The 12,736-nt window shown below is 35.6% G+C and carries 11 protein-coding genes and 1 other annotated feature; of the genes, 8 read left to right on the plus strand and 3 right to left on the minus strand.

The features are described from left to right. The first annotated feature begins 20 nt into the window (after positions 1-20). The 5 genes from ESZ54_RS05485 (at position 21) to ESZ54_RS05505 (ending at position 6,339) form a co-directional block, all read left to right on the plus strand. Entirely contained in the window at positions 21-1,697 is a 1,677-nt protein-coding gene (locus tag ESZ54_RS05485) for a formate--tetrahydrofolate ligase (RefSeq protein WP_136136658.1), read from the plus strand. After that, positions 1,666-2,289, plus strand: coding sequence for a HutD/Ves family protein (locus ESZ54_RS05490; protein WP_204249514.1), 624 nt, complete (start codon positions 1,666-1,668; stop codon positions 2,287-2,289). The genes ESZ54_RS05485 and ESZ54_RS05490 overlap by 32 nt, the downstream gene beginning before the upstream one ends. A gap of 52 nt (positions 2,290-2,341) precedes the next feature. After that, positions 2,342-3,691 carry an APC family permease gene (locus tag ESZ54_RS05495; protein ID WP_420824356.1) on the plus strand — a complete coding sequence of 450 codons (1,350 nt, stop codon included), beginning with the start codon at positions 2,342-2,344 and terminating at the stop codon, positions 3,689-3,691. A gap of 59 nt (positions 3,692-3,750) precedes the next feature. After that, a complete protein-coding gene (gene hutH, locus ESZ54_RS05500) occupies positions 3,751-5,292 on the plus strand; it encodes a histidine ammonia-lyase (protein WP_136136661.1) in 1,542 nt (513 codons plus the stop codon). 228 nt (positions 5,293-5,520) lie between these two features. Next, a complete protein-coding gene (locus tag ESZ54_RS05505; RefSeq protein WP_136136681.1) occupies positions 5,521-6,339 on the plus strand; it encodes a YitT family protein in 819 nt (272 codons plus the stop codon). A 113-nt stretch (positions 6,340-6,452) separates the two neighbouring features. Here the strand turns inward: ESZ54_RS05505 and apf are convergent, their stop codons facing one another. After that, complete coding sequence (gene apf / locus ESZ54_RS05510; protein ID WP_136136662.1) at positions 6,453-7,061, minus strand: aggregation-promoting factor; 609 nt, start codon at positions 7,059-7,061, stop codon at positions 6,453-6,455. A 479-nt stretch (positions 7,062-7,540) separates the two neighbouring features. On the opposite strand from apf, the gene ESZ54_RS05515 reads away from it, so the two are divergent. Beyond that, positions 7,541-8,344, plus strand: coding sequence for a nucleotidyltransferase domain-containing protein (locus tag ESZ54_RS05515; protein ID WP_136136663.1), 804 nt, complete (start codon positions 7,541-7,543; stop codon positions 8,342-8,344). A gap of 47 nt (positions 8,345-8,391) precedes the next feature. On the opposite strand, the gene ESZ54_RS05520 is transcribed toward ESZ54_RS05515, so the two are convergent. Next, on the minus strand, positions 8,392-10,326 hold the full coding sequence (locus ESZ54_RS05520; protein WP_136136664.1) for a heavy metal translocating P-type ATPase: 1,935 nt from the start codon (positions 10,324-10,326) through the stop codon (positions 8,392-8,394). A 163-nt stretch (positions 10,327-10,489) separates the two neighbouring features. Further along, a complete protein-coding gene (locus tag ESZ54_RS05525) occupies positions 10,490-11,056 on the minus strand; it encodes a GNAT family N-acetyltransferase (protein WP_162615105.1) in 567 nt (188 codons plus the stop codon). 277 nt (positions 11,057-11,333) lie between these two features. On the opposite strand from ESZ54_RS05525, the gene rplK reads away from it, so the two are divergent. Beyond that, complete coding sequence (gene rplK, locus ESZ54_RS05530; RefSeq protein ID WP_136136666.1) at positions 11,334-11,756, plus strand: 50S ribosomal protein L11; 423 nt, start codon at positions 11,334-11,336, stop codon at positions 11,754-11,756. Positions 11,757-11,861: 105 nt separating this feature from the next. Next, positions 11,862-12,551 (plus strand): 50S ribosomal protein L1, encoded by a 690-nt coding sequence (rplA, locus tag ESZ54_RS05535; RefSeq protein ID WP_136136667.1) that lies wholly within the window; start codon positions 11,862-11,864, stop codon positions 12,549-12,551. 48 nt (positions 12,552-12,599) lie between these two features. Next, positions 12,600-12,723, plus strand: a sequence feature (ribosomal protein L10 leader region). Positions 12,724-12,736: the final 13 nt, after the last annotated feature.

Here is a 12,736-nt window from a genome sequence, read left to right on the forward strand (position 1 = left end):
AGAAAGGAAGTTTTACATACATGGCACATTTATCAGATATCGAAATTGCAAATCAAGTTGAAATGAAACCTATTACAGAGGTTGCAAAAACTTTAAACTTAACAGAAGATGATTTAACACTATATGGTAAATACAAAGCAAAATTAGATGTTAACGAACTTGTTAAGATGAAAGACGAAGAAGACGGAAAATTAATTTTAGTAACTGCAATTACGCCAACACCAGCTGGCGAAGGAAAAACAACTGTTTCAGTTGGTTTAGCAGATGGATTAAGCCGTATTGGTAAAAAATCAATGATCGCTTTGCGTGAACCATCATTAGGACCAGTATTTGGTGTTAAAGGTGGAGCTGCTGGTGGTGGACATGCACAAGTTGTCCCAATGGAAGATATTAACTTACACTTTACTGGTGACTTCCATGCGATTGGCGCTGCTAACAATTTAGTTGCTGCTTTATTAGACAACCATATTCACCATGGTAATGCTTTACAAATTGATAGCCGTAAAATTACTTGGAAACGTGTTGTTGACATGAATGATCGTCAATTACGTCATATCGTAAACGGTTTACAAGGTCGCGTAAATGGTGTTCCCCGTGAAGATGGCTATGATATTACTGTAGCTTCTGAAATCATGGCTGTTTTATGTTTAGCTAATGATATCGTTGACTTAAAAGAAAAACTAAAAAAAATGATCGTGGCGTATAGCTTCACTGGTGAACCAGTTACTGCTGGCGACTTGAAAGCTGAAGGAGCTTTAACTGCATTACTTAAAGATGCAATTCATCCAAACATTGTTCAAACTTTAGAACATACACCAGCGATTATCCACGGTGGACCATTCGCAAATATCGCTCATGGTTGTAACAGTGTTATCGCAACAAAAATGTCAATGAAATATGCTGACTATACAATCACTGAAGCAGGCTTCGGTGCAGACTTAGGAGCAGAAAAATTCATCGATATTAAATGTCGTTTATCAGGAGTTCGTCCAGATGCAGTTGTTTTAGTAGCAACAGTTCGTGCGCTTAAGATGCATGGTGGCGTACCAAAAACTGAATTAGGCGAAGAAAACGTTGAAGCAGTAAAAGCTGGTATCGTTAACTTAGAAAAACATTTAGATAACATTCAAAATGTTTATGGTTTACCAGTTGTTGTCGCAATTAATAAATTCCCATTAGATACAGATGCAGAAATCAAAGCTGTTGAAGATGCTGTTTCAGCACAAGGCGTTGATATCGTTTTAGCAGATGTATGGGCTAAAGGTGGCGAAGGTGCCGAAGAATTAGCTGAAAAAGTGGTTGAATTAGCAGATAAACCTAACAACTTTAGTTTTGTATATGATGAAGAAGATTCAATCGAAACAAAATTAAATAAAATTGTGCAAAAGGTTTATGGAGGTAAAGGTGTTGAATTAACTAAAGTAGCTCGTCGTGAGTTACAAGAGTTAGAAAAACTTGGCTTTGGAAATTATCCAATCTGTATGGCAAAAACACAATATTCATTCTCTGATGATGCAACATTAGTTGGTGCACCAAAAGACTTTACAGTTACAATCCGTAACTTAAAAGTTTCAGCAGGAGCTGGATTTATCGTAGCGTTAACAGGTGCTGTAATGACAATGCCTGGTTTACCTAAATCACCTGCATCAGAAAGAATTGATGTTGATGCTGAAGGAAACATTTCAGGATTATTCTAAAATGAAGATTCGTGTCCTAGCGAAAGAAGAGTTGAAAATTTCTCAATGGAGTGGAGGAGAGACAAGACAAGTCTTTCTCTCTCCCGCCCATGGGGTTTATGAAATTGGAAAATTTGATTATCGGTTATCTTCAGCAACGGTTGAGTTAAAAGAGTCAATTTTCTCTGAACTCACTGACTATCATCGGTTGATCATGTCCCTCGACAATGAAATACGCTTAAAACATGAAAGTCCAGAAGGTATTCAAGAATTGACATTACCGCCATTTCAGGCACATGCCTTTTCAGGAGATGACCAAACAACATCGTACGGACAATGTACAGATTTTAATTTGATTTATAAGCCAATGTATAAAGGTAGTATGAAAGCGCTTAACAAAGCCGAACAAGAGACTTTGGATACAGGAGTAACGATTATCTACTGTTTAGCAGATGTCGCAATCGATCTTAAAAAAAATAAAGAGTTGATAAAAAGTTATCAGTTAGAAAAATATAGTAGTCTTATTCTCGAGGATATGACTGATGAATATCAGTTAGAATTTAATTCTCAAGAAAGTTTTCAACCAATTGTCATTTGTTCAAAGATTCAATAAAAAATAGGTATAGACTAAATAGTAGTGTGCCGGGAATCGAGAGAGGATAAGAATAATGGAAACTAAAAACACAGCGGAAGATGTTCGCGTAGAAGAAATGGATGAATTAGAAAAATCTAAGTTTAGTCTGGGTGGAGCAACCCTTTACGGAATTAATGCCGTAATCGGATCAGGTATTTTCTTACTTCCAGCAACAATTTATAAAGACTTAGGACCAGCTTCCCTTTTAGCAATGATTTTTGATGCCATATTAGTGTTATTATTAGCAGTATGTTTCGCGGAAGTTGCTTGTTACTTTGACAAAAACGGAGGAGCTTTCCAATATTCTAAAGCTGCCTTTGGTGATGTTGTTGGATTTATTGTCGGTTTACTAGGTTGGTTTGTAACGATTATTGCATGGTCAGCAATGGCTGCTGGTTTTGCAAAACTGTTGATTATGGCATTTCCTGCATTGGAAGGTCAAAATAAGTTCATTAGTATCGCTTTAGTTATTTTACTATCTATTATTAATAGTACTGGTCTTAAAACGTCAAAAATCTTTACAATCACAATTACTGTTGCTAAATTAATCCCAATTATCGCATTTGTATTTATCGGTATCTTCTTTATCAAAGGTGGATTTGATAAAGGTAACTTTACACCATTCCTACAATTACAACCAGGAATGACAGTTTCAAAAGCCGTAGGTGCTACGTCACTTACAATTTTCTACGCATTTATCGGATTCGAAGCTTTACCAGTTGTTGCTGGTGAAATGCGTGATGCTAAGAAAAACGTTCCAAAAGCAATTGTTGGTTCAATTAGTATCGTGTCAATCCTTTACTTCATGATTATTGCTGGTACAATTGCAATGTTAGGTACTGGTATTTTACAAAGTGGTGCACCAGTTCAAGACGCATTTAAAGAAATGGTTGGACCTGTAGGTAGCTGGATAATCTCAATTGGTGCCTTAATTTCAATTTTAGGCTTAAACGTTGGAGATTCAATGATGATTCCTCGTTACGGTGCATCAATTGCTGATGAAGGTTTATTACCTGCACCAGTTGCTAAAAAGAATGGTAAAAATGCACCAATTATCGCAATCATCATCTCAGCAATCTTAACTTGTGGCTTGTTAGCATGGGGCGAATTTGAACAATTAGCAGAACTTTCTGTAGTGTTCCGTTTCATCCAATACATCCCAACAGCAGGTGCTGTAATTATGTTACGTAAGAAAAATCCTGATATGAAGACTGCATTCCGTCTTCCGTTAGGTCCAGTAATTCCACTTCTAGCTATCTTAGTCAGTGGTTGGATGTTAATCGTTGGAGCTTCTAAAGAAAGTTTAATCGCCGGAGGTATTGGTATTGTAGTAGCATTAGCATTCTACTTCATCTTTAACCGTGGTGCTAAAGAAGCTTAATTAATTAGAGTATTACATTATTAAAAACTTATGTATAAATTTTAGGAGGAATTAGAATTATGACAAAAGAAATTATTTTAGATGGCGAAAGCTTAACATTAGATCAAGTGATCGAAGTAGCAAGAAAAGGCGCTAAAGTATCAATTTCAGAAGGTGCAGTTGAAGCTGTTAATACTTCTCGTAAAATCATCGACGACATCGTAGCAAGCAAAAAAGTAACTTACGGTGTTAACACTGGATTTGGTTCTTTAGTTAAAGTAAGTATTCCTCAAGAAGAAACTCGTCAACTACAAGAAAACTTAATCCGTACTCACTCAAGCGGTTTCGGTGATCCATTAAAAGAAGATGAAGTTCGTGCGATTATGTTAATCCGTATCAACTCATTATTAAAAGGATATTCAGGTATTCGTCTATTAACAATCCAAACATTAATGGCTATGTTAAACAAAGGCGTTGTGCCACACATTCCTGAAAAAGGTTCTCTAGGCGCATCAGGCGACTTAGCACCACTTGCTCACATGGTATTACCAATGTTAGGTTTAGGTAAAGCATTCTACAATGGTGAATTATTACCTGGTAAAGTTGCAATGGAAAAAGCTGGCGTGCCAGTAATCTTCCTAGAAGCTAAAGAAGGTTTAGCTTTAATCAATGGTACTACAGTTTTAACTGGTATCGGTGCTTTAGCAACATATGATGCAATTGAATTATTAAAATTATCAGACATCATCGGTGCTTTATCATTAGAAGTACACAATGGTATCGTAAATGCGTTTGACGAAGATTTACATACTATCCGTCCTCAAAGTGGACAATTAGCTACAGCAAGAAATATCCGCCATCTAATCAAAGGAAGTACACTTACAACTCCAGCTACTGCTGAACGTGTACAAGATCCTTACACACTAAGATGTATGCCACAAATTCATGGTGCAAGTAAAGATACTGTCGCTTACGTACTTAAAAAAGTTGAAATTGAAATCAACTCTGTAACTGACAATCCAATCATTACTCGTCGTGGTGATGTTATCTCTGGTGGTAACTTCCACGGTGAACCAATGGCACAACCATTTGACTTCTTAGGAATTGGTGCATCAGAAATTGGTAACGTATCTGAACGTCGTGTTGAACGTTTAGTAAACACTAACTTAAGTGGCTTACCATCATTCTTAGTTAAACACCCTGGTGTTAACTCTGGTTTCATGATCACTCAATATGCTGCTGCATCATTAGCATCAGAAAACAAAATTTTAGCTCATCCAGCAAGTGTTGACTCAATCACTTCATGTGAAAACCAAGAAGACTTTGTTTCTATGGGTACAACTGCAGCTCGTACTGCTCGTGACATCGTTGGAAACTCTCGTCGTATCTTAGCAACTGAATTAATGGCTGCTTGTCAAGGTATCGACTTCGTGAAAGACCGTGGACAACTAGGAGAAGGTACTCAAATCGCGTACGACTTCTTCCGTCAACACGTTAAATTCTTAGAGTTAGACAAAGAAATCGAAATCTATGACGAATTAGAAAAAGCAACAGATGTATTAATCAAGGGCGACCTATTAAGAGCTGTTGAAGAAAAAATCGATTTAACAATCGAATTCTAATCCTCTATATTTTAAAGACAGACTTTTTACAGGTCTGTCTTTTTTTGATAGTGAAAAATAGGTTTTTATGAAAATTTATTCATGAAAACTCAAATTTCTGTTTTACAATCGGTGATTTTTTAGCTAAAATGGGAGTAATTACTTTTTATCAAGGAGAGGGTTTAGTTGGACAAGGTAAAACCGTATAGCAATCGCTTATACGAGTATGGTACCAAAATATTTGTTTTAATGGTTTATGCGTTTCTGTATTCGATAGCACTGAATGTTTTTTGGCAGAATGGTAATATTTATTCAGGGGGAATCACTGGAATTTCGCAAATCATTACGACTTTCTTAAGTAAAACTACAACCCTAGATATCCCAATTGCGTATATCTATTATGCACTAAATATTCCACTTCTTTTAGTGGGCTGGTTTATTGTTGATCGTAAATTTGTGGTCTTCACGATTATTGGTGTTACTTTTGCGTCGTTTGCGATTGATACAATGCCTGTCGTAGCGCTCACGAAAGATCCCATAATTTGTGCAATCTTTGGTGGAGCTATTGGGGGCTATTCATTAGGACTAGCACTTAAATATGGTATGTCTACTGGTGGTATGGATATTGTTTTAATCGGATTAAGAAGAATTACGGGTAAGAGCATTGGCCATTTTTCGATGATTATTAATGGGATTATTGTTTTAACAGCTGGCTTTATTTTTGGTTGGCAACATGCTTTTTATAGTGTCTTATCTATTATTGTGAGCGCAAAGGCAACAGATATGGTCTATATTAAGCATCAAAAGGTTCAAGTAATGATAATTACGCATTATCCCGATAGAGTTGTAGCCAGACTTCAAGAGGGGTTAACGCGAGGGATTACGGTAATAGAAAACGCTAAAGGTGGTTACATGCATCAAGATAAAGCCGTTTTGATTACTGTTATCACGCGCTATGAAATGGAAATATTAAAAGAATTAATGAAAGACGTCGATGAGCACGCGTTCGTAAGTGTCTCGCATGATGTTGAAATACTAAGTGACTTTAAAGAGTTAGATATTATTTAAATAAATAAGGCCACTTGTAAAATGATCATCATTTTACGAGGGCCTTTTTTGATATATTGAAAATATGCAAAATAAAAAAGCCGGGAATAATCCCGACTCCTTAGTAACTAATTTTAGTACCAACCGTTGTTCATCCAGAATGCTTGTGCATTTTCCCATGAACCATAACGATCAGCTACGTATTGATCAGCAACACGTTCTTGATTTTCTGGAGAGTGGTCTCCACCTAAATAGTTTGGATCTAATTGGTAACGACCAACATGGTATCCGTTAGATGCTGTATAACTACCGCCAGATTCTCTTTGAGCAATCCATTCTTTAGCACTTGAAGATTGACCAGCATAGTTAGAACCAGCGTTTGATGCTACTGCTGGAGCTTCGATAGCTTCTGCTTGGAATTCTTCTGCTTGGAATTCTTCTGCTGGAATTGGTTCTTCAACATAAGTTTCTTCTTGAACAGCAGGAGCAGTTGTTGCTTCAACTTTTTTCTTATCATCGTTAATCACTAATTGTTGACCAACATGAATTAAGTTAATGTCTTGAATTTTGTTGTCTTTTGCAATTGAATCAATTAACGCATTGCTGTCTGAAAATTGATGTGAGATGCCTGATAAAGTGTCGCCAGCTTTAACAGTGTATAAAGTTTCTGCATTTGCTTCAGTTCCCAAAAATAATCCAAAGGCTAACGTTGACCCAAATAATAAATATCTTAGTGATTTCATAAATAATTAAATCCCCTTCTGTGTTTAAAAATTTTTTCGGTTGGGCAATAATTTTTAGCTTGCCTCAACAAAATATACTTTATCATCAAAAAAGATTTCGTAGGTGAATAAAAGAATGAAATTAGGTAACAAGAATCGTCAAATATGTAATATTTCTGTACGTTAAGAAATATTGTAATGATTCTAAATTAACGTTAAAAAGAACAAGTTTTATGAAATTGTTATTAATAAACCCTTACAAATGTTGTATAATAGATGATGTTAGAGATGAAACCAGTTATCAAAGTTTGAAAGTTATTAGTCATAATTATTACAAGTGTTACATATATATCACGCTTGAAATGTGTTTGTAGCATTAAATTATGGGTTTTTGGAGTTGTTTTGATGAAAAATGTGCGAAAAAAATAGCTATTTAAGCCGTTTTTTCTTATACTAGTATCAGACAACACTAAAAAGTTAAAGATGAAGGGTGTGAGATAATGATAGTAGACTCAAATTTACCTGTAGAACGTGATCGATTGAAAAATAGATTGATTCGTTTAGTCAAAGAAGACCGAGAAATTGTGGGATGTTTCTTTGATGGATCAATTGGGAGTAATCAAGAAGACTTTTATTCGGATATTGATGCTCGAATTGTCGTCAAACCACATGTTAATCTCAAAAGAAAACAGCGTGAAATTATTAATGCAATTGGTGAACACCTCTTTATTGAAACACAAGGCTTAAATTATGCTGTGATTCATTACGCTACATTTATTAAATTGGATTTATTTGTTTATTATGAAGCAGACTTGGAACCAAGTGTTTGGTCAAAAAATATTGAAATTGTTAAAGACAATGGTATGATTCGCGAATTGCAATATGTTTCTCAAAGTGTCGTTTATCGAATTGATCAAGCTGAGTTTGATGATTTAGTCTTTAAATATTATGGACATTATTTTGCTTTATATCGTAGTTTGAAACGAAAAGAGCTCAATGATCTTGAATTTATTTCGCTTTATCTGAAACATTCACTGGTGTCAATGTGGTATATCGAAAAAGGTTATGCACCTAATGCGACGTTTGATTGGAGTCAATATGAGGGACGACGTTCAAAATTGTCGAAGTATGAAAAAGAGTTCTTGCAAAGTTACTCACCTTTACTTGAAGAGGATATGGCTGACTTCACCAAAGAAATTCGAATCTTGATGTTTCAGGCAACAGAAAAAGTTGCTGTTTATAATAATCTAAATTTTGATAAAAAAGTTTTCCGCGATGTACATCGGTTAATTTCATTTAAATAGTAAAAAGCATTTCCCCTATATAATAGAAGGAAATGCTTTTTTATTTTTTATTTTAATGGTTTTAATAAGCGAATACCATTAAGTAAAACAAGGATTGTACTTGATTCGTGAGCTAGAATACCGATTGGTAAGTTCATCTTACCGAAGATGTTTAAGACAACTAAGAGTAAGACAACTGCCATTGAGAATGTAATGTTTTGCATGACAACGCGATTTAAGCGTTTAGAGATGCGATGTGCATATGTCAATTGATCTAAATCGTTTTTCATTAGGACTACATCAGCTACATCGATCGCGATATCAGTACCTTCACCCATGGCAATTCCGATGTCAGATTTAACAAGTGCAGGGGCATCATTGACGCCATCCCCAACCATCGCAACTTGACCGTAAACTTTTTGAAGTTCTTCGACAGCTTGCGCTTTGTTTTCAGGTAAGACATTTCCTTTAACGTCATCAACATTTAAAGTTTTACCAATGGCTTGACCAGTCACTTCATTGTCACCAGTAATCATGATTGTATGAATACCGGCTTGTTTCATGTATTTAATCATATCAACAGCTTTTTCATTTGGTAAGTCCATCATGGCAATTAAACCAATCGCATGATCGTTCTTACCGAAGAGAACGACAGTTTTACCTTCACGAGCAAATTCTTCACGTTTTTGTTCCAATTGTAGAGGCAAGACGTTGAATTGTTCTGCTTTACCAATTTTGTATAGATCTTGTTGGATACTTGTGACTAAACCATGACCAATTTGATTTTCAACGACTAAGTCAAGTTCTTCAGTCACAGGGATACCTTCAATAATTGCAGTTGCTAATGGATGGTTTGCTTGTTTTTCCATTGCCACAATAATATTTTTGTAGTTTTCTGCTTCAGTTTTGTTTTCATTTAAGAAATAAACATCAGTAACGCTTGGTTTACCTTGAGTTAAAGTACCAGTCTTATCAAAAGCAAATGCCTTAATGTCGACTAAGTTTGAAAGGTAAGAACCACCTTTGAATAAAACACCACGTTTAGCAAGATTTGAAATACCAGAAAGTGTAGCCGGTACATCACTTGCAGCTAAGGCACAAGGAGAAGCAACAGTCAGGAAGACCATACCTTTATAGAAACTTTCATACCAAGTATGACCAAATACGAGTGGCATTAAAATAATGTATAAAGTAATCGACACTAATACAAGAGTGACATATTTAGGTTCTAATTTTTTAATTTTAGTTGCTGTTTTTGATAAGTTGCTTTGTGATTGGTTTACTAATTCTAAAATTTTAGCGAAAACTGTGTCGCTACTATCTTTTGTAACAACCATTGTAAATGAAGATTGGCCGTTCATTGTACTACCAAAAACGAAATCCCCAGTTGTTTTTTCAGCGGGAATACTTTCACCGTTAATTGATGATTCGTCGATGTTGGCAAATCCTGAAAGAATCTCCCCGTCAGTTGGGATTTGATCACCATTTAAGACTTGTAAATGGTCGCCAATTTTTAGTTCGCCAACAGGTACAATTTTTGTGTCGCCGTTGTCTAAAATTAAGCGCGCCTCTGTTGGGTTCATTGCCATCAAGTTTGTAATTTCTTTTTTACTTTTTTCTTCAACATAATCTTCAAGGAAATGAGCACCGGCGAAGATAACGATCAGTAGGGCACCTTCTTTGAAGTCACCAATAATTGCCGCACCAAAGGCAGCGAATGCCATTAAGATATGAACATTAGGTGTGAATTTACGATTTTCTTTTGTTTGCGAAATTGTATCAGAGAAGCCCTCAATAATAATATGATACCCTGATAAAAAGATTGTCACTGTAGCTAAAATATTTGCTGTAAGGGTTCCAAATGGGAAGTAACTTAAGATAAATGCTCCCAACCCGATAAAGTATAAAATTGTTGGCAATGCGCCATGACTATGTTCGTGGTTATGATCGTGTGAATGATTGTGGTCATGTTCATGATCATGGTTGTGTTCGTGATTTGACATAGTAAAAACCTCCTCTTTTGATATGAATACCTGTTCATATGAATATCATATCATATTATAGTGAAAATGACAACTAAAAAATGAACTTTTTTAAGAAAAAAATAAAGGAAAGGATTACCGCTTTTTACTGGTAATCTTTTCCTTTATTATCATAGTTAAAAAGTTAAATATTTTTTTGTAAATGATCGTACTTGTGTCCAGCGATCATCATTTCGCCAACTTTTTCAAAACCATTATTTAGATAAACTTTTTGAGCACTTAAGTTAATTTGATCAACGTTCAAACCAATCACATTGCGCTTACGTTCTTTAGCTTTCAATGGTAAGGCACCTAATAGCTCAGTCGCAACACCTTGGCGTCTAAAGTTTGGTGACGCAACGATGGTATCCAAGTACCACTCATCTTGGTATGTTTCAAGTTCGTCAAAGAGATGATATTCTGTTGAAAAATCTTTTTGTTGTAGAAATTGATGATAGGGTGTATCAATTGTTTTTTCCATTTCATCAGTGTAGCCAAATGCAACACCAGCAATGTCATTGTTTATTTCTTTAACAATCGCATTATTGAAACCATAACGATAGTCTGGTAAGTCTTGGAAAGCTTCAGCTAAAAGTTTTAAAAGTTGTGCTTCAGTTAATTTATTAAAGACCTCAAGTTCCATATCTTTTAGGACAATCATTACTAGTTCCATTGCTTTAACGGCATCTTCTGGTCGAGCTGCTCTAATCATATGTTTTCCTCCTCGTTCAGTATTCATGGTACACTTTATCACGACTTCTGACTGCTCGCAACTTTAACTGTTTGAAAATAAGTGCCTATATAATAGAAGAAAGTTGTTTCAACAGTGAAAAAATTTTAACAAAAGTGACAATAAGACTTGATAAATTCTCTAAAGTGTTTATAATTAATGAGGTACGTGTTTTATACGTATTTTTTATTATGGAAGTGTGGGAGGAGAAATTTTCATCTCCATTAAACCACATCACGGACTTAAGGAGGTATGTCTCGTGGCAAAAAAAGTAGAAAAATTAGTTAAATTACAAATTCCTGCAGGGAAAGCAACACCAGCTCCACCAGTAGGTCCAGCATTAGGTCAAGCGGGTATCAACATTATGGGATTCACTAAAGAATTCAACGCTCGTACTGCAGATCAAGCTGGTTTAATTATTCCAGTTGTAATCTCTGTATATGAAGACCGTTCATTTACATTCATTACAAAAACACCACCTGCTGCAGTTTTACTTAAAAAAGCTGCTAAGATTGATAAAGGTTCAGGTGAACCAAACTCTAAAAAAGTTGCAACTGTAACTAAAGATCAAGTTAAAGAAATTGCTGAAACAAAAATGGAAGACCTAAACGCAGCTGACGTAGAAGCAGCTATGCGCATGGTAGAAGGTACTGCACGAAGCATGGGTATCGTTGTTGAGTAATTAATAACTGACTATCTAGAAGTAGCTTCTCAGACGAATTTATGTTGAAAGATATAAATAAGTGGGAGGTTCATCCGTTATAACCACAATCAAGGAGGAAACAAAATGGCTAAGAAAAGCAAAAAAATGCAAGATGCATTAAAGAAAGTTGATGTAACAAAAGAATACGCTGTCGCAGAAGCGGTAGCTTTAGCAAAAGAAACTAACATTGCAAAATTTGACGCAACAGTTGAAGTTGCTTATAACTTAAATATTGATCCTAAGAAAGCTGACCAACAAATCCGTGGTGCTGTTGTATTACCAAACGGTACTGGTAAAACTCAATCAGTTTTAGTTTTCGCTAAAGGTGAAAAAGCTAAAGAAGCTGAAGCAGCTGGTGCTGACTACGTTGGAGAAGCAGACTTAGTTCAAAAAATTAAAGGTGGCTGGTTTGACTTTGACGTTGTCGTAGCAACTCCAGACATGATGGCTCAAGTAGGTCAATTAGGACGTGTCTTAGGACCTAAAGGCTTAATGCCAAACCCTAAAACTGGTACTGTAACAATGGATGTTACAAAAGCAGTTGAAGAAGTTAAAGCTGGTAAAGTAACTTACCGTGTTGACAAACAAGGTAACATCCATGTTCCAATCGGTAAAGTATCATTTGACGAAGCTAAATTAGTTGAAAACTTCAACACTATTCATGATGTAATCATGAAAGCTAAACCTGCAGCAACTAAAGGACAATACATCCAAAGCTTGACTGTAACAACAACATTTGGCCCTGGGGTTAAAGTTGACAAATTTTCATTCTAATTAATAAAAAATTTATTGACCTAGATAACTGTATATGTTATAGTTATCTAGGTTATTAAATAAAAGCCGAAGACAGTAGGTGACGCAAGTCTTAATTTCCTACCGAGGACTGATTTGATCGAATCAAGGTCCCTCTATGTCAACGGTGGCATGGAGTTTTTTTATTGCAAAAAAATTCCACCATC

The sequence above is a fragment of the Vagococcus silagei genome, assembly GCF_004795745.1.
Classification (GTDB): Bacteria; Bacillota; Bacilli; order Lactobacillales; family Vagococcaceae; genus Vagococcus; species Vagococcus silagei.

Excerpts from the sequence above, each read along its gene's own strand:
- hutH (WP_136136661.1), top strand. The coding sequence starts at position 3,751 with ATGACAAAAGAAATTATTTTAGATGGCGAAAGCTTAACATTAGATCAA.
- ESZ54_RS05520 (WP_136136664.1), bottom strand. The coding sequence starts at position 10,326 with ATGTCAAATCACGAACACAACCATGATCATGAACATGACCACAATCAT.
- rplA (WP_136136667.1), top strand. The coding sequence starts at position 11,862 with ATGGCTAAGAAAAGCAAAAAAATGCAAGATGCATTAAAGAAAGTTGAT.
- ESZ54_RS05515 (WP_136136663.1), top strand. The coding sequence starts at position 7,541 with ATGATAGTAGACTCAAATTTACCTGTAGAACGTGATCGATTGAAAAAT.
- ESZ54_RS05505 (WP_136136681.1), top strand. The coding sequence starts at position 5,521 with ATGGTTTATGCGTTTCTGTATTCGATAGCACTGAATGTTTTTTGGCAG.
- ESZ54_RS05490 (WP_204249514.1), top strand. The coding sequence starts at position 1,666 with ATGCTGAAGGAAACATTTCAGGATTATTCTAAAATGAAGATTCGTGTC.
- ESZ54_RS05485 (WP_136136658.1), top strand. The coding sequence starts at position 21 with ATGGCACATTTATCAGATATCGAAATTGCAAATCAAGTTGAAATGAAA.
- apf (WP_136136662.1), bottom strand. The coding sequence starts at position 7,061 with ATGAAATCACTAAGATATTTATTATTTGGGTCAACGTTAGCCTTTGGA.
- ESZ54_RS05525 (WP_162615105.1), bottom strand. The coding sequence starts at position 11,056 with ATGATTAGAGCAGCTCGACCAGAAGATGCCGTTAAAGCAATGGAACTA.